Genomic DNA, 22,158 nt, shown 5'->3' with positions numbered 1-22,158 from the left:
TTACTCACCCGTCCGCCGCTCGCCACCCAAGGAACAAGTTCCTCTGTGCTGCCGCTCGACTTGCATGTGTTAGGCCTGCCGCCAGCGTTCAATCTGAGCCATGATCAAACTCTTCAATTAAAGTTTTTGGGTCCTAAGACCGGCTCAATGAATACTGACTTTAAAACTACTCTTACTCGAAAGTAAAAAATAATTTCAAAGTTATTGCTGCTCCAACAGAGCAACAATGAATTGACTGTGCCAAAATCAAGTAAACTTGATTCTGATTGGTCACTCAGTTCATTGATAAATCTTTTTTGATTATCATCAACGAGTGCCCACACAGATTGATAGGTTTATATTGTTAAAGAGCGTTCTTCGCTGGGTTGCCGAGGCTTCCTTTGAAGAGGCGGCCATTCTAGCGAGATAATGAAAAGTGTCAAACACTTTATTAAATTATTTCGTCTTACTGATTTGACCTACTGATTGGCTGCTGGTTGGGCTTGAACCCTTACTGGCTGTGCCGTGTCAGTGAGGCGGCATTATAGGGAGAACGAAGATGAGTGCAAGCGGTTTTTAGAAAAAAGTACCTTCTGATAGCTCAAGTGAACAAAAAGACGCCAAAGCGTTAAATATCGATTAATTAGCGACCTATTTCCCTCTCTAAATCTCCTTGTTATCACCAGAGCATTAAGGTGACACACTTCATATTGCGTGCTTTTCTTCGTCAATGAAAGCTCGCACTGAGGCAGTACAAAGAAACATATTACTCATCACTATCGAAGAAATAAGAGATTCTAGAGCGTGGGTTAAGATAGTCTCGGATTTTATCCGGAAGTTTATGCGGAAGAATGGCATTAACAATTTTCAAATCTCGATCAGCTAAATCAATAATGGGCGCTTGGGTTCGCGGAACCGAAGGGTCGTAAATCAATACATTAGGATATAGTAAGTGGCTGGCGTTTACGGAGATGACTAACCCAACCATATTGTTAGAAAGCTGAACAACGGTTCCTGGAGGGAAAACGCCCATAAATTTAACCAATACGTTTAAGTTTTCGTTACTATATAAGTGATTACAATGCTTATACATATAGGAAAGTGCAATATAAGGAATCTTCTGCTCTGCAACGATATTGGGATGACACAAATTATCAAATACATTCGCGACCGTAATGACCTGTGAAAGCTCATCAATAGCCGCTTCCTTTAAACCAAGCGGATACCCACTGCCGTCATTAAGTTCATGATGCTGTTCTATTACTCTCTTTGCACTTTCTGGAAAGCTATCGATATGACTCGCAATATCCAAACCATACTTAGTATGTAATTTGAGATAATTTTGTTCGGGCTCTGTCAGTGTTGTTTTCTTTCTAACAATCGCGGTGGGAACCTTAATTTTGCCTATATCATGAAACAGCGCAGCAAAAGCAAGTTCTTTGATTTTTTGAGCATCATACCCTTTCGCTTTTCCTATCATCATTGCAATGACCGAAACGTTGAGTGAATGAAAGTAGATGTCTTCAAACTCACTTTTGCCATTCATTAAATGCAGCGTAACGCTATCTTCACTCAGTAGCTTATCGACGATATCTTCAACCAAAATTGAAGCTTCATCTATCGCATCCTCTGGCCGATTGCGTATCTTGTTCATTACCGCACGCATACGGGATAGAGAACGCTCAAACTCTTTTTCACAGTTTAGAACTCGCCTACGATATGCGTTCAACTTTTCAATCCGTTTCTGCTTCTCTTCCCACAATTTTTCAGCCTCACTCTCCATCTCTGAAGATTCTTCTATGGCTTCCGGCTGCGTATTGACAGGTAAGGGTTGAGTATCGCTTTGCGCAGGATTGATATAAACATGTTGAATCCCCAAGTGTTTTATCAATTGAATCTGTTCTTGGGATTTAATCTTAAAGCTATTAAAAAGAAAGGGGTGTTCGTTCCACTTTACGGGCAACTTAATGTGCAGGCCAGGCTGCAATCTATCTACTGTGATTTTTATGCTTGCCACAATTTATATAACACCTTAAGTACTAAGTAGTTAATGAGTTTAAAAGAAGCCACTCAAAAGTTCATCAACTACATATTAGTAGTGTTGATATAAATGTGTATGGCTAGAAGCGAGAAATGTGCGCTGTTCAATATAGAAGTATGTGAAGGCTATCAAAAGAGTCCCATTTATCTAAGATAGTGGACTATTATTTCGAGGACAAAAACAACAAAGCCCCGACTTTCGTCGAGGCTTTGTTGTTTAAATTATGGTACCGGTGGGCGGACTTGAACCGCCACTCCCGAAGGAAACGGATTTTGAATCCGTCGTGTCTACCAATTTCACCACACCGGCATCTTGGGCATTGCCCTTTGATGGTTGGCATTATACGTAAGAAAGTTATTGGCGCAATAACAAAATATTGAAATACAAATCGTTTGCCGATATTTTCGCCACAAACCTTCAAGCTGTGCGTCTCTTCTCTTTTCAGATCCTCTTCGAGGCTATATGCTGCTGCAATTTCGCGAATACAAAAGATGTTTAGATATGATGAGTAACTCTATTTCTCTACCGCCTGCCGGATTACTACGCCGATTTGGTGCGCTCATTTACGATGCATTAATCATCATTGCTCTTGAGATGATGGCTGCTGGTGTTGTCGTTGCTATATTAGAAGCTCTCGTTGCGTTGAATGTGATGAGCTATGGCTCGTATGCAGATGTCAGCGACCTTCTCACTCGTCATCCCATTTGGAGCTATGTTTACACATTTTACCTTGCCGCTGTCTGGGTCTACTTCTTCGTCTTTTTCTGGACAAGAGCAGGCCAGACATTAGGGATGCGTGCTTGGCGACTTTTGATAATTAACGAACAAGATGGAAATTCAATCAGCGCCACGCAAGCTTTAATACGTTTGTTCACCTCAGGCTTTGGCTTGGCAAACCTCACCGTACCCTTTGATCAACAAAAAAGAGGGTTCCAAGATATTTGGGCCAAAACGAAAGTAGTGGTACTTCCTAAAGTTAATTGAGTCGGAATAACAAAAAGGAAGGTTTGCCCTTCCTTTTTGTTAATAGTTCTTACCTGTCATTTTTAGAGTTTTCGTCTTAACAACATTACGGCAACGCTGAGAAACACCAAACTGGGTGCGACGGCACCAAACACTGGTGGGATACCATAAACAAGACTCAGTGGGCCGAAAAACTCACTGGAAATATAAAATGTAAAGCCTGCAATCACGCCTGACAAAATCCTTGCGCCCATAGTAACGCTGCGCAATGGCCCAAAAATAAACGATAGTGCCATTAGCATCATCACAGCAATAGAAAAAGGTTGAGTAATTTTACGCCACAACGCCAGATCGTACCGTGAAGCATCTTGCTCCGACGTTTTTAAATAGCTGACATAATCATACAAGCCACTCAGTGACAACTCTTCAGGCTTGACCGTGACCACTGCTAGTTTGTCTGGAGCTAATGAAGTCGTCCAACGATATTCGGGTAATGTTTGCTTTGTTATCAATACATCATCGCGCATGTCGGTGATTTGAACATTTTTCATTACCCATTGATTGTCTTTATCGTAATCCACCTCTTCGGCAAAAAGGATGTTTTGCAAACTCTTATTGTTATCAAAGCGCCACATATTTAAGCCATAGAGTTTGTTGTCATCAATTTTACCAATAAAGATAAAATCATTCACATCGCGAGCCCACACACCGCTACGCACTGAAACAATACTACCGCCAGAGAGAGAAAAAGCGCGCAGATCTCGCGCCATCTTCTGCGCTTGGGGTGCTCCCCATTGGCCAAGCAAGGTGACAATGATCATTAATGGCACTGCGGTTTTTAATACCGACATACCGATATTAAGCTTAGAAAACCCCGCAGCTTGCATGACAACGAGCTCAGAACTTGATGCCAACATACCTAACCCAATCAACGCACCGAGTAAGGCGGCCATAGGAAAAAACATCTCGATATCACGAGGAATGCTCAACACCACAAACAGTAAAGCTTGCAGTAAATCGTAGCTTCCTTCCCCGACTTTTCTCAATTGCTCAACATATTTGATAATGCCGGACAAACCAACAAAGGTCGCCAGCACTAGCAAGGTTGTCGCAACAATAGTACGGCCAACGTATAAATCTAAAATCTTAAACACGCGTTATGCTGCCTTCTTTAGTCTTAGTTTATCTTTGAAGCGCCGCACTGGCACACTGTCCATGATATTCACTGAAATCGCCGCCAAAAGTAACGCAGCATTGATTGGCCACATACCGATCACCGTAGCAAGTGAGCCATCTTCAATGGCGGACTTGGTTGCGCTGATGGCCATAAAATAGGCCAAATAAATTAAGATTGCAGGTCCCATTTTCGCAAAGCGTCCTTGCCGAGGGTTAACCGCCGACAAAGGGACCACCAGCATGGTGAGTAACGGAATACAAATCACCAGAGAAATTCGCCATTGCAACTCAGCTTTCGCTCTTCGATCCGGGTTGGAAAGCAGATTGGATGTCGGTAACGCCTCCCAATCGCGTCCTTTGGGTTTAACTTCACGCTGCCCAATTAAACCTTCGTATTCGTCAAATTTTGTGATCATATAATCAACGCGTGTTGGCACGCCTTCATAACGAATCCCGTCATACATGGTGATCATCTGACGGCCATCACTGAGCTCTTTAACATCACCAGAATTAGAGAACATCACACTCGGGAGTATCGAATCCTTTGGTGCAAGCTGCGCAACAAACACATTATGCAGTTTTTTGTTTTCAATATTTTCGATGAAAACCACCGAGGAACCATCTGGTGTGCGTTGAAATTGTCCTTTCTGTAGCAAATCAACACTATTTTCTGCTGCGAGCTGCTCCATTAATTGTGCTTCTTTATCTTGGCTCCAAGGTGCCAACCAGAATGCGTTAAATGCTGCAGCACCTGAAGTGATCAAAGCCAAATAGAGTGCAGCACGGATCAAAAATTTATTGCCGATACCAGTGGCATTCATCACCGTAATTTCGCTTTCTGCGTACAAACGCCCAAAAGTCAGTAAGATGCCGATATACAAACTCAAAGGCAGCATTAATAACCCCATTGCGGGCATATTTAAACTTACAATAGATAAGATCATTCGTGCTGGAATGTCACCATCGGAAGCTTCAGCCAAAACGCGAATAAATCGTTGGCTAAGAAACACGAGAAACAGTACGAAAAAGATCGCAAATTGGCTCTTGAGTGTCTCGCGGATCAAATATCTAACAATAATCACGCTGAAATTACCTATACAAAACTTGTTTTTTTGATTGAATCACTATAATTTCCCGTTGAACCTTTTATTTTTAAAATTTTCACTAACTGTTAGGCGTTCAATTAAAAGTAGATCCAAACTCGGATTCAACCACTAAGAGCGCATTATCTAACATTTAGTTCTATTTGTCTTCAGGATGTAGGAGTACGCATGGAGTTCAGTGTAAAAAGTGGCAGTCCAGAGAAACAACGTAGCGCATGTATCGTTGTTGGAGTGTTCGAACCACGCCGCCTTTCTCCAGTAGCAGAGCAGCTTGATAAAATCAGCGACGGCTATATTAGTTCACTACTTCGCCGTGGTGATCTCGAGGGTAAACCCGGCCAGATGCTACTGCTGCATCAAGTCCCTGGTGTTCTGTCTGAACGCGTTTTACTGGTAGGTTGTGGTAAAGAGCGCGAATTAGGCGAACGTCAGTACAAAGAAATCATTCAAAAAACCATCAGCACACTGAACGAAACGGGTTCAATGGAAGCCGTATGTTTTCTGACTGAACTACACGTTAAAGGCCGCGATACTTATTGGAAAGTACGCCAAGCGGTTGAAGCAACGAAAGATGGTCTGTACACCTTTGATCAATTCAAGAGCGTGAAACCGGAGACTCGCCGCCCACTGCGCAAACTTGTCTTTAACGTACCGACTCGCCGTGAGCTTAACTTAGGTGAGCGCGCGATTACACACGGCCTTGCGATTGCATCCGGTGTGAAAGCGTCGAAAGATCTTGGCAATATGCCACCCAACATTGCCAACCCAGCTTATCTTGCATCTCAAGCGCGCCGCTTAGCGGACGACTACGAGAGCGTCACCACCAAAATCATTGGTGAAGAAGAGATGGAAAAGTTGGGCATGACCTCTTATCTCGCCGTCGGTCGTGGCTCAAAAAATGAGTCGATGATGTCGGTCATTGAGTACAAAGGCAACCCAGATCCAGATGCAAAACCCATTGTGTTGGTGGGTAAAGGCCTAACGTTTGATTCCGGCGGTATTTCATTAAAACCAGGCGAAGGCATGGATGAAATGAAGTATGACATGTGCGGTGCGGCGTCAGTCTTTGGCGCAATGAAAGCATTGGCTAAATTGAAATTGCCATTAAATGTCGTGGGTATCTTAGCCGGTTGTGAAAACATGCCAGGCAGCAATGCCTATCGCCCTGGTGACATTCTCACGACTATGTCTGGCCAAACGGTTGAAGTACTCAATACCGATGCCGAAGGTCGCTTAGTTCTATGTGATGCACTCACTTACGTTGAGCGTTTTGAACCCGATTGCGTGGTAGATGTGGCGACACTAACTGGCGCTTGTGTGATTGCATTAGGTCACCACATCAGTGGCGTGGTTTCAAACCACAACCCATTGGCGCATGAATTGGTTAATGCTTCAGAACAAGCAAGTGATCGCGCATGGCGTCTACCAATGGCCGACGAGTACCATGAGCAGCTAAAGAGCCCATTTGCTGATATGGCAAACATCGGTGGTCGCCCTGGTGGTACGATTACCGCAGGCTGCTTCTTATCTAAATTTGCTAAGAAATATAACTGGGCGCATTTGGATATTGCTGGCACGGCATGGAAGTCAGGTGCAGCAAAAGGATCAACAGGTCGTCCCGTCTCATTGCTCGTCCAGTTCTTATTGAACCGCAGCGGCCAAGAGTCTGAGGAATAACCTCAAAATGTGAAAAGGGCCGCAAGGCCCTTTTTTGTTGATGAGCGATTAGATAGTAGGTGACAACATGCAGCGAGCCACCTTTTACATTGTGAACGAAGAAAGCCCTCAAGCAACGCTGGCAGGCTTTGAGCAATATGTCCTATTTCTGGCTCATCACTTCGCCAAACAAGGGGCAAAAATTTATCTGCATTGTGATGATAAAACTCACGCTGAACAGTTTGCCGAACATTTATGGCAAGTACCTGAAGAACAGTTTGTCGCGCACAATCTGGTGGGTGAAGGCCCGAAATACTCTACTCATATCGAGATTGGCTACCCCAACGTCAAACCCAATTGGAATCGTCAACTGGTAATAAATGTGGCGGATAATCATACAACCTTTGCGAACGCCTTTGCTGAGGTGGTAGACTTCGTCCCCTGCGAAGAAAAAGCAAAGCAACGAGCACGCGAAAGGTATAAAATCTACCGTCAAGCTGGCTACCAATTGCAAACAATCGAGATCCAACATCCATAGGTCAAACCTTATAGTTAAGGCGATCTTTAACAAGATCCTTCACTTATGAAGTTTGACTAAGATTAACCATTCACAGTATCCATTTAAGAGCACTATGGAAAAGACATATAACCCAACAGCAATCGAACAAGCTCTGTATCAGACTTGGGAAGAGAACGGCTACTTTAAGCCTCACGGTGATACATCAAAAGAAGCATACAGCATCATGATCCCACCGCCGAACGTCACTGGTAGCCTTCATATGGGTCACGCATTCCAAGACACCATTATGGATACTTTGATCCGCTGCGAACGCATGAAAGGCAAAAATACCTTATGGCAAGTGGGTACAGACCACGCCGGTATTGCTACCCAAATGGTGGTTGAACGTAAAATTGCTGCTGAAGAAGGCAAAACCAAGCATGACTACGGTCGCGAAGCGTTTATCGACAAAATTTGGGAGTGGAAAGGCGAATCAGGTGGAACCATCACTAAACAGCTTCGCCGCCTTGGCGCATCGGTAGACTGGGATCGTGAACGATTCACTATGGATGCGGGCCTATCCAATGCCGTTCAAGAAGTGTTTGTTCGCCTTTACCAAGAAGATTTACTCTACCGTGGTAAACGTCTTGTGAACTGGGATCCAAAACTGCACACTGCAATTTCTGATCTAGAAGTAGAAAACAAAGACGTCAAAGGTCACATGTGGCACTTCCGTTACCCACTGGCTGACGGCGTAAAAACAGCAGATGGTAAAGACTACATTGTTGTTGCGACCACTCGTCCTGAAACCATGCTGGGTGACACAGGCGTAGCGGTTAACCCTGAAGATCCACGCTACCAAGCTCTGATCGGCAAAGAGATCATGCTGCCAATCGTCAATCGTCGCATTTCTATCGTGGGCGATGAGCACGCCGACATGGAAAAAGGCACAGGCTGTGTGAAGATCACCCCAGCTCACGATTTCAATGACTATGAAGTCGGTAAGCGCCACCAACTGCCGATGATCAACATTTTCACCTTTGATGCCAACATTCGTGACGCCGCCGAAGTGTTCAACACCAATGGTGAACCAAGTGACGCTTACAGCAGCGATCTACCTGCTAAGTACCAAGGCATGGAGCGCTTTACGGCACGTAAAGCCATCGTAGCTGAATTTGAAGCTCTCGGCCTGCTTGAAGAAATCAAAGATCACGACCTCACCATTCCTTACGGTGACCGTGGTGGTGTGGTTATCGAACCGATGCTAACCGACCAATGGTACGTACGCACAGCGCCACTAGCGGAAGTCGCAACCAAAGCCGTTGAAGATGGCGAGATTCAATTTGTGCCTAAGCAGTACGAAAACATGTACTTCTCATGGATGCGTGACGTGCAAGATTGGTGTATCTCACGCCAACTTTGGTGGGGTCATCGTATTCCTGCTTGGTATGACAACGACGGCAACGTTTATGTCGGCCGTAGCGAAGAAGAAGTGCGCGAACAAAACAACCTAGCCCCAGTGGTGGTACTGCGCCAAGATGATGATGTATTGGACACTTGGTTCTCCTCTGCTCTTTGGACTTTTGGTACACAAGGCTGGCCAGAAAATACTGAGGCACTAAAAACATTCCACCCGTCTGACGTTCTTGTTACTGGTTTTGACATCATCTTCTTCTGGGTTGCACGCATGATCATGATGACCATGCACTTCTGTAAAGATGAGAATGGCAAACCACAAGTGCCATTTAAAACTGTTTATGTCACAGGCCTTATCCGTGATGAAAACGGCGACAAAATGTCAAAATCTAAAGGCAACGTGCTTGATCCTATCGATATGATCGATGGTATTGATCTTGAGTCTCTGGTTGAAAAACGTTGTGGCAACATGATGCAGCCACAGCTTGCAGCCAAGATCGAGAAAAATACACGTAAAACCTTTGAAAATGGTATCGAACCTTATGGAACCGACGCACTGCGTTTCACGCTAGCAGCGATGGCTTCAACCGGTCGTGATATCAACTGGGACATGAAACGCCTAGAAGGTTACCGCAACTTCTGTAACAAACTCTGGAACGCGAGCCGTTACGTGTTGATGAATACCGAAGATCTCGATTGTGGCTTTAACGCAGGTAGCGAGCTTGAGTATTCGTTAGCCGATAAATGGATCGAGTCTCAATTTGAATTGACGGCTAAAGAGTTCAACAACCATATCAACAACTTCCGTTTAGATATGGCGGCAAATACCCTTTACGAATTCATCTGGAACCAATTCTGCGACTGGTACTTAGAGCTGACTAAACCCGTATTGTGGAAAGGCAGTGAAGCGCAGCAACGCGCAACGCGCCGTACATTAATTACGGTATTAGAGAAAACATTACGCCTCGCGCACCCAGTGATCCCGTATATCACTGAAACTATTTGGCAAAGCATTAAGCCATTAGTGGACGGCGTTGAAGGGGATACCATCATGCTGCAAGCGCTGCCTCAGTACGATGAAGCGAACTTCAACCAAGCGGCGCTGGATGATATCGAATGGGTGAAAGCCTTTATTACTAGCATTCGCAACCTACGTGCCGAGTACGATATCAACCCAGGCAAACCTCTTAACGTGATGCTAAAAGCCGCCAACAAGCAAGAAGTGGCACGTTTAGAAGCGAACAAAGCGGTACTGTTGTCACTGGCTAAACTGGAGGCACTACGCGTTCTTGAAGAGGGTGAAGAGACTCCTGCTTGTGCAACGGCGCTGGTTGGTCAATCTGAGCTGATGATCCCAATGGCTGGTTTGATTGATAAAGATGCGGAGCTAGAGCGCTTAGCAAAAGAGATTGCTAAAACTCAAGGCGAAATCAAACGCATTGAAGGCAAACTCAATAACCAAGGGTTCGTCGCTAAAGCACCCGAAGCCGTTGTCGCTATCGAGCGTCAAAAGCTGAATGGCTATCAAGATACCTTGGTTAAACTGGAAGAACAGAAAGCGACCATAGCCGCGCTATAATCGCGATTGCGTTACCATTAAAAAGGTCGGTGTGAAAATACCGACCTTTTTTGTTTATTCACGCCATCAGCAGACGCGATTTTTGTGCTCTCCACGCTCAAACGCGGCAATGTTATCCATCAAAATCGTTGCCAATTGTGAAATAGCTGAGTCACTACCCCATGCCACGTGCGGTGTGAGCAACAAATTTGGCAAATCCATATTGGCTAGTAAGGGATTTGTTTTATCCGCTGGTTCTCGACTGAATACATCCACTCCAGCGCCAGCAATTTGCCCAGATTTCAATGCTGTCACAAGTGCTTGCTCATCAACCAAACCACCACGGCCTGCGTTAATCAACAATGCATTAGGCTTCATCATCTTTAATTCGTTCTCACCTATCAGGTTTCGGGTTTGCTCGCTCAATGGGCAATGTAAACTCACAACATCCGCCTCCGCTAACATTTGTTCAAAGGGCATAAAACCTTGTTGGCATAACTTGGCCCCCTTTCGTTCAGAAAATATCACCTGCATGCCTATCGCTCGTACTAACGTTGCAGTTGCCTGTCCGAGCGCGCCACTCCCCACAATACCAAGCGTTGAACCTGCAACATCCCCTATCGGATGAGTAAAAAAGCAAAATTGTTGATTGCGCTGCCACTCGCCATTGGCAATATCTTGATGATAAGCAAACAAGTTACGCCTTAAGGCATAAATCATCCCAACTACATGTTCCGGAACAGAACGGGTGGCATAGCCTTGAACATTCACCAGTGCGATGCCTGCTTCACGACAGTAATCGACATCGACATTATTGACGCCTGTGGCCGACACAGCAATCAAGCGCAATTTCGGACATTGTGAGAGTAACGCTCTATCCAGCACCACTTTATTGGTGATTACGATATCGGCTTGAGATAGGCGATCGAGCGCTTGTTCGGCAGAAGTAAAGTCAAACTCAAGCCAATGATGAGCAAAAGGTAAGCTTGGCAATCGAATATAAGCAGGGATTGTGGCCCTATCGAGAAATACAACCGTGGGTAGTGACATATCAGCTCCTTGTCGCCACCCACATCACACTAAGGTCGGGGCAACGTTTTGTAATCTGGTAATTTTCGCTCAGGATCAAAGTGTTGCAAAATTTGCTCTTGTGCTTCGGGATAAAAGTCACAAGCAACAAAAAGGTTACGTAACCAATGACTCTTTGGGTGATAAAAACTGAGCTCTGCGGCATGCAGCGCTAAGCGATCGGAAAAATCTTGCGCTTCTTGCGGGGCATAAAACTCATCACCCACAATCGGATAACCCAAAGCTTGCATGTGAACACGTAATTGGTGCGAACGGCCAGTTACAGGAAAAAGACGTACAATTGTCGTTTTTTCTTCTCTTTTCGCTACTTGATATAAAGTTTTTGATGGTTTCCCATCTTCAAAGCAGACTTTCTGTTTAGGCCGATTTGGCCAATCGCAAATCAGGGGTAATTCAACCGCCCCCTCGTCAAGTTCCATTACGCCCCACACGCGAGCGTAATAAATTTTATGCGTTAAACGGTATTGAAACTGCTTTTTCAATGCCCCTTCCGCGTATTTATTTTTTGCCAGCACCATCAAGCCAGAAGTCGACATATCCAAACGATGCACAACTTGGATCTCTGGATATTGCTCAGCCAAACGACTCCACATACTGTCGTGATGCTCAGGCAAGCGTCCTGGAACCGACAGCAGACCTGAAGGTTTATTCACCGCGAGAATCTGATCATCTTCATAGACAATATCAATCCAAGGATCTGTGGGCGGCGTGTATTCAAGCATAGCCATCGAAGGTTTCTCCTAAAAAAATCGGCGCATTATACCAACCTCTCCGCCAAGCCAATAGAGAAGAGTCATCTTAGTTTCGTTAAATCATGAAATCGTCAGTAAGTTAGCCTTGCTTAGAAATATCACTTGAAATGTAACTTAAAATTGACAGATTAACTGGGTGTGATATTGATTGATGAGCTTGACATTAAAGTCAGCTTCAAAAGCAAAAATTATAAATAACACAACATCAAGTCTAAGGAACAAGAATGGAACACAGCGTCCCTTATCAATCGGCCAAACGTTTAACCCTGCCACAACTGCTTCGTTCACTCGGGCCGGGCATTATGATGGCAGCAGCAGCCGTCGGCGGCTCTCATCTCGTCGCGTCAACTCAAGCAGGTGCAATTTATGGCTGGCAATTCGCAGGCCTCATTTTGCTAGTCAACTTATTAAAATACCCCTTTTTTAAGGCTGGCATTCAATACACCATGGGGACAGGCAAAAGTTTAGTACAAGGCTATGCTCATCTCGGGCGCGCTTACCTATGGGTTTTTGCCCTCTTAAGCGTAGTATCGGCCATTATAAACACCGCCGCGTTACTGCTGTTTAGCGCCAGCTTACTGGCCTATTTTGTCCCTTTTGAGCTGGGCAATATTGTTCTTTCCGTGATTGTGCTGACCACTTGTTTGCTGATCCTTTTTGCAGGCCACTTTCGCGCGCTCGACTCACTTTCTAAAATGATTATGGCAGTACTGACAATCGCCACCTTACTCGCCGTGGTGATTGCCGTCGCAAACCCAGCGCAGATAGTAGTGGAAACTATTTCACCTTCACCTTGGACACTCGCCGCGATCGGTTTTTTGGTGGTGACAATGGGCTGGATGCCCGCACCCATTGAGATTTCGAGCATCACTTCGGTATGGCTCAAGCGTCAATGCCAAGAGCAGCAAGTGACGCCGCAATCCGCACTATTTGATTTCAATGTGGGCTATATCGGTACTGCAATCTTGGCGATTGTATTTTTAGCGCTTGGTGCCTTAGTACTACACGGAACAGGCGTTGAGCTCTCGAAATCTGGCGTCGGCTTTTCGCATCAATTGGTCGGATTGTACGCTTCAACCATAGGTGAGTGGTCACGTTATTTAATTGCAGTGATCGCCTTTTTCTGTATTTTTGGCAGCACCATCACCGTCATTGATGGCTATTCACGAGTGATTGCAGAATCACAACGTCTTTTGCAAAACAAAGAGAGCCAAAGCCCACGTTGCTACCAAGCTTGGGTCATCGTGGTATCGGCTTTAGCGCTGGCCATCATTGCCTTTTGGGCTTCAGCACTGATGCCAATGCTGAATTTTGCGATGATCATGGCATTTATGACCACGCCAATTTTTGCGCTGCTCAACTATATTCTGGTGACTAAAACACCTTTACCGGCTGAACTCGCAGTAGGAAAAAAACTCAAAGCACTGTCTATCGTAGGGCTTGTTTATCTGTTTGGCTTTTTAGCGCTATTTATTTGGTGGAAGTGGATTATGTAACAGCAGACAAAACAAAGGCCTTATCGAAAAAGGCCTTTGTTATTTTTAATGTAACGCCACAAAGGCCAAGTAAAGGGATCAGTTATGCGTCACAACGATTAAACGCAACGAATCCAGTTGGAATTGCGCTTTACCGATGTAACCGCTTAACTCGTTAATCTGCTCTTCAATCGCGCTGATCTCTTCATCACGAATGTTCGGGTTGACTGCTTTAAGCGCCAATAAGCGCTCCAGTTCACCGTTTAAACTCGACTGCATCTCTTTTTGCGCTTGTTCACGAATCGCTTCAACACGGCTCACAACTTGGCTTTCACTGGCAGCAATTAAGCTATGCACATCATTTTGTACCGACGTAACGAGCTTGCTGGCCAAATGACGATTCACTGGGCTTAATTGGCGATTGAAGCTTTCAAACTCAACTTGAGCAGAGAGATCATTACCACGCGCATCCATCATCAAACGGATTGGTGTTTGAGGAAGGAAGCGGCTGATACCACTGCGTTTTGGCGCTTGTGCATCCACCACATAGATCAACTCAAGCAGCAAAGTCCCAACAGGCAAAGCTTTATTTTTCAGCAGAGAAACCGCCGATGTTCCCACGCCTTCGCTCATCAGCAGGTCGATCCCGCCTTGAATCATCGGGTGTTCCCAACTGATGAAATTCATATCTTCACGCGATAATGCCGTATCACGATCAAAAGTGATGGTCGCTCCTTCATACGGCAAACCGGGGTAGCTTGGCACCATCATGTGCTCTGATGGTGTGACCACCAGCGCGTTTTCACCCCGATCATCTTGGTTTAAACCGATCGCATCAAATAAGCTCAAAGCGAAAGTAACCAAGTTAGTATCGCCATCCGTTGATGCTATACTTTCGACGATTTTCAATGCTTTTTCGCCACCGTTCGAGTGCATTTCAAGCAGTCGGTCACGCCCTTGTTCAAGCTGAGCCTTCAACGTTTTGTTGAGCGTTGCCGACTGTTCAATGATCTCATCCAACGTATCGATATTTCCCGAAGCCAGCATATCAATCAGATCATCGGCATATTTATCATACACAGCGCGGCCTGTTGGGCAGGTTTCAGCAAATGCATTCAAGCCTTCATCAAACCAACGCGCCAAAATCGCTTGCGATGTGCCTTTAAGGTACGGTACATGGATATCGATATCACGGTGTTGACCAATACGATCCAAACGGCCAATGCGTTGCTCTAAAAGATCTGGGTTAAACGGCAGATCAAACATTACCAACTGGTTAGCAAATTGGAAGTTACGCCCTTCAGAGCCGATTTCACTACAGATAAGCACTTGCGCGCCACCCTCTTCTTGTGCGAAATAAGCGGCGGCTTTATCACGTTCTAAAATCGACATACCTTCATGAAAAACGGTAGCGCGAATGCCTTCACGCTCACGCAGTGCTTGCTCCAGTTGTAACGCGGTGCTAGCGCGAGAAGCGATCACTAAAATCTTTTCGCTACGTTTCTCTTTCACTTTTTCAAGTAGCCAATTCACGCGAGAGTCAAACTGCCACCAGCTTGCATCGTCGCCTTCAAACTCTTGGAAAATCTCTTCGGGGTAGAGCATTTTCATCGCGCGAGCCTGAGCACTGAGCTTACCGCCGATCATGCCAGCCACTCGCATCGAGGTCGTGTATTGCGCGGGGATTTCCATCGGCATCAAGTGCACATTACGCACAGGGAATCCTTTAATCGCAGCGCGGGTGTTTCTAAACAGCACGCGGCCTGTACCATGGCGATCCATCAGATTATCAATCAGCTCTTGGCGAGCAGAGGCTTTGCTCTCTTCATCGGCATCGCTTTCTATAATGCGAAACAGCGGCTCAACATCTTGTTCTGAAAGTAGCTCAGTTATTTGGTTTTTGGCTTCGTTTTGCAACTTCTCACCCGAAAACAGGGCACTGACGGAATCGGCTACAGGCGCATATTGCTCTTCTTCTTCAACGAACGCCTCGTAATCGTAAAAACGATCGGGATCGAGCAAACGCAAACGCGCAAAGTGACTTTCACGGCCTAATTGCTCCGGCGTTGCCGTTAGCAGCAATACCGCTGGGGTGTTTTGCGCTAGCCCTTCGACCACTTGGTATTCGCGGCTTGGTTTATCTTGGCTCCATTCTAGATGGTGCGCTTCATCCACCACCAATAGATCCCACTCCGCCTCAAGTGCTTGTTCAAAACGTTGACGACTTTTACGCAGAAAATCGAGCGAACAAAGCACATATTGCTGAGTATCAAAAGGGTTGTGTGCTTCAGCGAACGCTTCAACACAGCGCTCCTCATCAAAAATGGAGAAATGAAGATTAAAGCGACGCATCATCTCCACCAACCATTGGTGCTGCAAGGTTTCCGGCACCACAATTAAAATACGTTCCGCGCGGCCAGAAAGCACTTGTTGATGAATGATCATCCCCGCTTCAATGGTTTTACCTAACCCCACTTCATCGGCTAATAACACGCGGGGCGCATGGCGACGGCCAACCTCATGTGCGATATAAAGCTGATGAGGAATCAGGCCCGCGCGCATGCCACATAAACCACGCATTGGGCTTTTGTGTTGTTGATATTGGTTAGTGAGGGCGCGATAACGCAACACAAAATTATCCATGCGATCAATTTGACCTGCGAACAATTTATCTTGCGGTTTGTTGAAACGGATTTGGTGGCTTAAGAAAATTTCACGTAGCGCCACGCCGCTTTCATCGTTGTCTTCGCGCGTACCGAGATAAGTGAGTAGTCCTTGTTCTTCAACAACTTGCTCAACGCGTAGCGACCAGCCTTCTTGGCTTTCAACCACATCGCCGCTGTTGAACGTCACTCGTGTTACCGGGGCGTCACTGCGTGCATAAACGCGGTTTTCTTCTGATGCAGCAAACATCAAGGTCACAGTACGCGCATCAAGCGCTACCACAGTACCTAAACCAAGATCACTTTCTGTATCGCTTATCCAGCGTTGCCCCAAAGCAAAACTCATGAATCGACTACCTTATTTATTTGGAATGGATTGTATCGATCTGCTACCACGTGAAGGCAACCCCTAATTATGATTGTTGTTGGAGTGTGGTGCAGAAAAAGGTCGCTAATCTTACTTGATGGCGTGATACAGGTCACGTGTAAAGCGAAGGATAACCAAGATTTTTTTCTTCAACTTTTGGTTGACATCAAACTGTAAGAAATCGGTGGCATTTGTAGTAAACAAGGTTGCTATACTTGTTGTAACGATGCTTGCTTTGCCAGCCAAAAGGATGACTCTGGCACGAAGCATGCAGAACCAAACAGACAATGAGTATCAACACAGGCTTGCAGTAAGTCATCGAGCGATCGAGTCACTACCGGCATCCATTGATCGATAACCTCTACTTGCTGGCATCTTTTGTTAAGCACGCTGCGTAGCAGCAAGGAGACGCTTATGGGCGATACCGATCGGAAACTGTTTGTACTTGATACCAACATCCTGCTTCATGAACCTTTAGCCATTTACTCCTTCCAAGAGCATGACGTCGTCATTCCGATGACCGTTCTTGAAGAACTTGACCGGATCAAAGACAGCAAACGCGATGTTGCACGAGATGCGCGGGTCGCAATTCGTGCTTTAGAGCACTTATTTCACGATGCCACCCCAGACGAAATTACCGAAGGTATTCCATTCTCTAAAGAGGCCAGCAAGACGGGAACTATCTCGATTCTCGCCGACTTTGAGTTGCAAGAAACCGTCAAAGCCTTTGCTGACAAAGCCGGCGATAACCGTATCCTCAATGCTGTTCTTTACCTGCAAGCGAAACGAGCGCCACGCGCTGTGGTTCTCATCACCAAAGACATCAACATGCGATTGCGCGCTAAAGGTGCAGGCGTGCGCTATGTTGAGGATTACCGCACTGACCAATTGATTGATGATGTTCAGTACCTGACCAAAGGCTTCCAAGTTCGTGAAGGCAACTTTTGGAGCAACGTCGATGAAGTTGAGAGCAGAACCGTCGGCGGAAAAGCCTTTCATACGCTAGATAAGGCGCCATTTGATCCGACCTTTATTAATCAATATGTCATTGATGAAGAAAGCGATTTTTCGGCGCGCGTGCATGAAATCAACACAGACAAAATCACGCTGCTTGATATTGGTCGCGAGAGAATGATGCACCGCAAAGCGTGGGACATCACCCCGAAAAATATCTACCAAGCGATGGCACTTGATGCTTTGCTTGATCCAAGCATTGATTTGGTGATTTTAACTGGAGCCGCTGGTAGCGGGAAAACGCTGCTCGCGATGGCCGCCGCTCTTGAACAAACCATTGAGAAGAAGATGTTCGATAAGATCATCGTCACCCGTAACACGCCAGATATCGGAGAGTCGATCGGCTTCTTACCCGGAACAGAGGAAGAGAAAATGATGCCGTGGCTGGCCGCGGTAACGGATACACTGGAAGCCTTGCACAAAAACGATCACTGCACCGAAGGTTCACTCAAATACATCTGCGATAAAGCCAATATCCAGTTTAAATCGATCAACTTTATGCGTGGGCGCTCAATCCAAAATGCCTTTGTGTTACTCGATGAGTGTCAAAATTTAACCGCTTCTCAAATCAAAACCATCATCACGCGCTGTGGTGAGGGCACTAAAATTGTCTGCTCTGGTAACTTAGCGCAGATTGACTCCCACTACTTAACCCCGGTGACCTCAGGTTTGACCTACATGGTTGAGCGCTTTAAAAACTTTGAAGGCAGCGCCAACATTCACTTAAATGGCGTCGTGCGCAGCCGCTTGGCCGAATTCGCTGAAGAGAATTTATAATCACATTAGGCGAGATATTATTAATATCTCGCCTTTATTTTAAAATAATTATTCACAAATTTAGCATTTATATGTTTTACTAAGGCCATTCATCATTCACCGTTTAGGACTGGGATATGGCTTTCAATTTACGCAACCGCAACTTTCTAAAACTGCTCGATTTCACGCCGAAAGAGATCCAATTTCTGCTCGATCTCTCTGCTGATCTCAAAAAAGCGAAATACGCCGGATCAGAACAGAAAAGATTAGCGGGTAAAAATATTGCGCTGATTTTTGAGAAAGCCTCAACACGGACGCGATGTGCATTTGAAGTGGCCGCGTTTGATCAAGGCGCTCAAGTCTCTTACATCGGGCCATCAGGGTCGCAAATTGGTCATAAAGAGTCGATGAAAGACACCGCTCGCGTACTCGGAAGAATGTACGATGGCATCCAATATCGCGGTTTTGGACAAGAAATTGTCGAAGAGCTTGGCGCACATGCTGGCGTTCCTGTATGGAACGGGCTCACCAACGAGTTCCACCCAACACAGATTTTAGCTGACTTTTTAACCATGATTGAGCATGGCCGTGGTAAGCAGTTGCACCAAGTGTCACTGGCTTATCTAGGCGATGCGCGCAATAACATGGGCAATTCCCTGATGGTGGGCGCAGCAAAAATGGGCATGGATATTCGCCTTGTGGCACCCAAACAGTTTTGGCCAGAAGCATCACTCGTCACCACTTGCCAAGAAATTGCCAAGCAGACGGGAGCCAAAATCACGCTCACTGAAAATGTACAAGAAGGCGTGCAAGGATGCGATTTTCTCTATACCGACGTTTGGGTTTCCATGGGCGAATCAGCCGATGCATGGGATGAACGCGTGGCCTTAATGACACCTTACCAAATCAATATGAATGTGATTAAGCAAACTGATAATCCACAGGTAAAATTTATGCACTGCTTGCCTGCGTTTCATAACGACGAAACCACTGTAGGTAAAGAGGTGGCGGAAAAATATGGTATGAAAGGTTTGGAAGTCACCGAAGAGGTGTTTGAGTCTGAATATTCGATTGTGTTTGATGAAGCTGAAAACCGCATGCACACCATCAAAGCTGTGATGGTCGCGACTCTCGGCGCTTAAAAAAAACAAGGCAACAATGGATCGAAGCCCGATGAACTTACATGAGTAAGTGATTCGGGTGAGTGAAAACAGCTAACGCCGCGACAGTGCCAAAGCGACTTTTAATCCTCAAAATCATTGGTGCTGTCGCAAGGCAGCAAGAGAACGAAGCCCGATGAACTTACATGAGTAAGTGATTCGGGTGAGTGAAAGCAGCTAACGCAGCGACAGTGCCAATGATGAAGAGGATTGCGAGGTAATCGCTTGCGCTCACACAACGAAAGCGTATAATTCCCAGCAATTTGTCTGAGGGGTAGCTATGAAAACGGACGTTGTTATTCACATCTACAACGCAATTCGATTCAATGTAGGTCAGCGTGCTGACTTACTGGGCGCGTTATTTTTCCCCTCTCTTGATTTTTAAAGCCTCCCTATTGGGGGGCTTTTTTATGGCTATTAGAAAATTATAGGGAAGACGACCATGGTGAATTCGCTTTATCAAAAGCACATTATTTCGATTCCGGAGCTCTCTCGTGACGAGCTGGAATTGATTGTGAAAACCGCAGGCCAACTCAAAGCGGAACCAAAACCAGAGCTGATCAAGCACAAAGTGGTAGCAAGCTGCTTTTTTGAGCCGTCGACTCGTACTCGTTTGTCTTTTGAAACCGCTATTCAACGCATCGGCGGCAGCGTGATTGGCTTTGATAATGGTGGCAATACGTCACTGGCGAAAAAAGGCGAAACATTGGCCGATTCTGTACAAGTGATCTCCTCTTATGTGGATGCGTTTGTGATGCGCCACCCCCAAGAAGGCGCAGCACGTTTAGCCTCTGAATTTTCAAACGGCGTTCCTGTGATTAACGCTGGCGACGGTGCTAACCAGCACCCAACCCAAACACTGCTTGATTTGTTCACCATTGCCGAAACACAAGGCCGTTTAGATAACATTAATATCGCCTTTGTTGGCGACTTGAAATATGGCCGTACCGTCCATTCTTTAACCCAAGCTTTGGCTAAATTTAACCACATTCGCTTCTTCTTTGTTGCGCCGGATGCGCTGGCTATGCCTGACTATATTTGCGAAGAGTTAGATGATGCAGGCATTGAGTACAGCCTGCACACCGATATGGAAAGCGTTATTCCACAGTTAGATATTCTGTATATGACGCGCGTCCAAAAAGAGCGCTTTGATGAATCAGAGTACGCGCACATTAAATCGGCGTATATTTTAACAGCCGCCATGCTTGAAGGTGCGCGTGATAACTTAAAAGTGCTGCATCCGCTTCCGCGCGTGGATGAAATCACCGTTGATGTGGACAAAACGAAGCACGCTTACTTCTTCCAACAAGCAGAAAACGGGGTCTACGCCCGTGAAGCTTTGCTGGCGCTTGTGTTAAACGAAACCCTGTAATAAAGGAGCCCCAACCATGACTAAAGAGACTCAATTGCAGGTTGAAGCAATTAAAAACGGCACGGTTATCGACCACATTCCTGCGCAAATCGGTATTAAAGTATTAAAGTTATTCGATATGCACAATTCTCATCAACGTGTCACGATTGGCTTAAATTTACCCTCTTCCGCGCTGGGCGCAAAAGATCTGCTGAAGATTGAAAATGTGTTCATTAATGAAGCCCAAGCCAATAAATTAGCACTTTATGCACCGCATGCGACTGTCAACCAAATCGAAAACTACCAAGTGGTGAAAAAGCTAGCGTTGACACTGCCTGAGCAGATCAATGATGTTTTTGCCTGCCCAAACAGCAACTGTATTTTCCACAATGAACCAGTCGAAAGCAGCTTTAAGGTTTTCGAAAAGAAAAACGATATTCGTTTGAAATGTAAGTATTGTGAGAAAGTTTACTCACGTGAGATTGTGACCGAACGCGAGTCATAATTAACCCCGTTTAAGTCTATCGATGCCTCACTTTAGTGGGGCATTTTGCACTTTACCTGCCGTTTCTTTAAAGGCAAACTGACGCCTACCCTTCCCATAAAAACAGATGGAACACAATCATGACTAAAGTACTTCATACCGAATCCGCTCCTGCCGCAATTGGCCCTTATGTACAAGGTGTCGATCTTGGCAATATGGTGCTAACTTCAGGGCAAATTCCAGTCAACCCAGTCACCGGTGAAGTGTCAGCAGATATCGCAGTGCAGGCTCGTCAATCTCTCGACAACGTAAAAGCCGTGGTCGAATCTTCTGGCTTAACAGTTTCTGACATCGTAAAAATGACTGTATTTGTTAAAGATCTGAATGATTTTGGCACGGTGAATGAAGTCTACGGTAAGTTTTTTGATGAACATAACGTGGCAAACTACCCAGCGCGTTCATGCGTAGAAGTCGCTCGCTTACCCAAAGATGTGGGTATTGAAATTGAAGCGATTGCGGTACGTAAATAAGTATTGCTCATAATCAGCACAGTGTAAGCACCACCAGCATACCACTCTGACGTGAATGTGCTTTTTCAAACCTCGAACCCCGTTCGAGGTTTTTGTTTAATCCAAAAAATCAATTTTTACACCTCA

17 protein-coding genes, 1 tRNA gene and 1 rRNA gene are annotated in these 22,158 nt (G+C 45.6%); 10 read left to right on the top strand and 9 right to left on the bottom strand.

Annotated features, from left to right (window positions below):
- The 3 genes from EXZ60_RS06180 to EXZ60_RS06170 all read right to left on the bottom strand — a co-directional run.
- Positions 1–120 (bottom strand): 16S ribosomal RNA (locus EXZ60_RS06180); the annotation flags it as partial.
- Between the two features lie 625 nt (positions 121–745).
- A complete protein-coding gene (locus tag EXZ60_RS06175; protein WP_017045406.1) occupies positions 746–1,996 on the bottom strand; it encodes an HD-GYP domain-containing protein in 1,251 nt (416 codons plus the stop codon).
- A gap of 248 nt (positions 1,997–2,244) precedes the next feature.
- Positions 2,245–2,329, bottom strand: a tRNA-Leu gene (locus EXZ60_RS06170).
- A gap of 195 nt (positions 2,330–2,524) precedes the next feature.
- Between EXZ60_RS06170 and EXZ60_RS06165 the strand changes: the two genes are divergently transcribed.
- Positions 2,525–3,004, top strand: coding sequence for an RDD family protein (locus tag EXZ60_RS06165; RefSeq protein WP_026027814.1), 480 nt, complete (start codon positions 2,525–2,527; stop codon positions 3,002–3,004).
- Between the two features lie 62 nt (positions 3,005–3,066).
- Here EXZ60_RS06165 and lptG read toward each other — a convergent pair whose 3' ends face one another.
- Positions 3,067–4,137, bottom strand: coding sequence for an LPS export ABC transporter permease LptG (lptG, locus tag EXZ60_RS06160; RefSeq protein WP_277435459.1), 1,071 nt, complete (start codon positions 4,135–4,137; stop codon positions 3,067–3,069).
- Positions 4,138–4,140: 3 nt separating this feature from the next.
- On the bottom strand, positions 4,141–5,241 hold the full coding sequence (gene lptF / locus EXZ60_RS06155) for an LPS export ABC transporter permease LptF (protein WP_013855997.1): 1,101 nt from the start codon (positions 5,239–5,241) through the stop codon (positions 4,141–4,143).
- Between the two features lie 189 nt (positions 5,242–5,430).
- Between lptF and pepA the strand changes: the two genes are divergently transcribed.
- The 3 genes from pepA to EXZ60_RS06140 all read left to right on the top strand — a co-directional run bounded on the left by pepA (position 5,431) and on the right by EXZ60_RS06140 (position 10,412).
- On the top strand, positions 5,431–6,939 hold the full coding sequence (gene pepA / locus EXZ60_RS06150; protein ID WP_010318842.1) for a leucyl aminopeptidase: 1,509 nt from the start codon (positions 5,431–5,433) through the stop codon (positions 6,937–6,939).
- Between the two features lie 67 nt (positions 6,940–7,006).
- Positions 7,007–7,456 carry a DNA polymerase III subunit chi gene (locus tag EXZ60_RS06145; RefSeq protein WP_277435458.1) on the top strand — a complete coding sequence of 150 codons (450 nt, stop codon included), beginning with the start codon at positions 7,007–7,009 and terminating at the stop codon, positions 7,454–7,456.
- Positions 7,457–7,550: 94 nt separating this feature from the next.
- Positions 7,551–10,412 (top strand): valine--tRNA ligase, encoded by a 2,862-nt coding sequence (locus EXZ60_RS06140; RefSeq protein WP_277435457.1) that lies wholly within the window; start codon positions 7,551–7,553, stop codon positions 10,410–10,412.
- A gap of 66 nt (positions 10,413–10,478) precedes the next feature.
- On the opposite strand, the gene EXZ60_RS06135 is transcribed toward EXZ60_RS06140, so the two are convergent.
- Together EXZ60_RS06135 and EXZ60_RS06130 are read right to left on the bottom strand one after the other, a co-directional pair.
- Complete coding sequence (locus EXZ60_RS06135) at positions 10,479–11,441, bottom strand: D-2-hydroxyacid dehydrogenase (protein ID WP_277435456.1); 963 nt, start codon at positions 11,439–11,441, stop codon at positions 10,479–10,481.
- A 29-nt stretch (positions 11,442–11,470) separates the two neighbouring features.
- The gene (locus EXZ60_RS06130; protein ID WP_047691070.1) at positions 11,471–12,208 is read right to left on the bottom strand and encodes an RluA family pseudouridine synthase; all 738 of its coding nucleotides are present in this window, start codon (positions 12,206–12,208) and stop codon (positions 11,471–11,473) included.
- A 248-nt stretch (positions 12,209–12,456) separates the two neighbouring features.
- Between EXZ60_RS06130 and EXZ60_RS06125 the strand changes: the two genes are divergently transcribed.
- Entirely contained in the window at positions 12,457–13,728 is a 1,272-nt protein-coding gene (locus tag EXZ60_RS06125; protein WP_277435455.1) for a divalent metal cation transporter, read from the top strand.
- Between the two features lie 78 nt (positions 13,729–13,806).
- Here EXZ60_RS06125 and rapA read toward each other — a convergent pair whose 3' ends face one another.
- Both rapA and EXZ60_RS06115 read right to left on the bottom strand, forming a co-directional pair.
- Positions 13,807–16,716 (bottom strand): RNA polymerase-associated protein RapA, encoded by a 2,910-nt coding sequence (gene rapA, locus EXZ60_RS06120; protein ID WP_013855992.1) that lies wholly within the window; start codon positions 16,714–16,716, stop codon positions 13,807–13,809.
- A gap of 230 nt (positions 16,717–16,946) precedes the next feature.
- The gene (locus EXZ60_RS06115) at positions 16,947–17,072 is read right to left on the bottom strand and encodes a hypothetical protein (protein WP_261676510.1); all 126 of its coding nucleotides are present in this window, start codon (positions 17,070–17,072) and stop codon (positions 16,947–16,949) included.
- Positions 17,073–17,151: 79 nt separating this feature from the next.
- Here EXZ60_RS06115 and EXZ60_RS06110 point away from each other — a divergent pair, with 79 nt between their 5' ends.
- The 5 genes from EXZ60_RS06110 (at position 17,152) to EXZ60_RS06090 (ending at position 22,032) form a co-directional block, all read left to right on the top strand.
- Positions 17,152–18,528, top strand: a complete 1,377-nt coding sequence (locus EXZ60_RS06110) for a PhoH family protein (RefSeq protein WP_010318836.1) — start codon at positions 17,152–17,154, stop codon at positions 18,526–18,528.
- 116 nt (positions 18,529–18,644) lie between these two features.
- The gene (gene argF / locus EXZ60_RS06105; RefSeq protein ID WP_277435454.1) at positions 18,645–19,649 is read left to right on the top strand and encodes an ornithine carbamoyltransferase; all 1,005 of its coding nucleotides are present in this window, start codon (positions 18,645–18,647) and stop codon (positions 19,647–19,649) included.
- A 460-nt stretch (positions 19,650–20,109) separates the two neighbouring features.
- Positions 20,110–21,039: an aspartate carbamoyltransferase gene (gene pyrB / locus EXZ60_RS06100; protein WP_013855987.1), complete on the top strand. Its 930-nt coding sequence runs from the start codon at positions 20,110–20,112 to the stop codon at positions 21,037–21,039.
- Between the two features lie 16 nt (positions 21,040–21,055).
- The gene (pyrI, locus tag EXZ60_RS06095) at positions 21,056–21,523 is read left to right on the top strand and encodes an aspartate carbamoyltransferase regulatory subunit (protein ID WP_277435453.1); all 468 of its coding nucleotides are present in this window, start codon (positions 21,056–21,058) and stop codon (positions 21,521–21,523) included.
- Positions 21,524–21,642: 119 nt separating this feature from the next.
- On the top strand, positions 21,643–22,032 hold the full coding sequence (locus EXZ60_RS06090) for a RidA family protein (RefSeq protein ID WP_013855986.1): 390 nt from the start codon (positions 21,643–21,645) through the stop codon (positions 22,030–22,032).
- The last annotated feature ends 126 nt before the right edge of the window (positions 22,033–22,158 follow it).

It is taken from the genome of Vibrio sp. 1151_11 (assembly GCF_029478525.1).
In the GTDB taxonomy this organism is placed as follows: Bacteria; Pseudomonadota; Gammaproteobacteria; order Enterobacterales; family Vibrionaceae; genus Vibrio; species Vibrio anguillarum.
This window is presented reverse-complemented; position numbering and strand designations above follow the sequence as displayed.

Coding starts and splice junctions, on each gene's coding strand:
- argF (WP_277435454.1), top strand. CDS start 18,645: ATGGCTTTCAATTTACGCAACCGCAACTTTCTAAAACTGCTCGATTTC.
- EXZ60_RS06130 (WP_047691070.1), bottom strand. CDS start 12,208: ATGGCTATGCTTGAATACACGCCGCCCACAGATCCTTGGATTGATATT.
- EXZ60_RS06090 (WP_013855986.1), top strand. CDS start 21,643: ATGACTAAAGTACTTCATACCGAATCCGCTCCTGCCGCAATTGGCCCT.
- EXZ60_RS06145 (WP_277435458.1), top strand. CDS start 7,007: ATGCAGCGAGCCACCTTTTACATTGTGAACGAAGAAAGCCCTCAAGCA.
- rapA (WP_013855992.1), bottom strand. CDS start 16,716: ATGAGTTTTGCTTTGGGGCAACGCTGGATAAGCGATACAGAAAGTGAT.
- EXZ60_RS06165 (WP_026027814.1), top strand. CDS start 2,525: ATGAGTAACTCTATTTCTCTACCGCCTGCCGGATTACTACGCCGATTT.
- EXZ60_RS06140 (WP_277435457.1), top strand. CDS start 7,551: ATGGAAAAGACATATAACCCAACAGCAATCGAACAAGCTCTGTATCAG.
- EXZ60_RS06110 (WP_010318836.1), top strand. CDS start 17,152: ATGGGCGATACCGATCGGAAACTGTTTGTACTTGATACCAACATCCTG.
- pepA (WP_010318842.1), top strand. CDS start 5,431: ATGGAGTTCAGTGTAAAAAGTGGCAGTCCAGAGAAACAACGTAGCGCA.
- EXZ60_RS06135 (WP_277435456.1), bottom strand. CDS start 11,441: ATGTCACTACCCACGGTTGTATTTCTCGATAGGGCCACAATCCCTGCT.
- pyrI (WP_277435453.1), top strand. CDS start 21,056: ATGACTAAAGAGACTCAATTGCAGGTTGAAGCAATTAAAAACGGCACG.
- pyrB (WP_013855987.1), top strand. CDS start 20,110: ATGGTGAATTCGCTTTATCAAAAGCACATTATTTCGATTCCGGAGCTC.
- EXZ60_RS06125 (WP_277435455.1), top strand. CDS start 12,457: ATGGAACACAGCGTCCCTTATCAATCGGCCAAACGTTTAACCCTGCCA.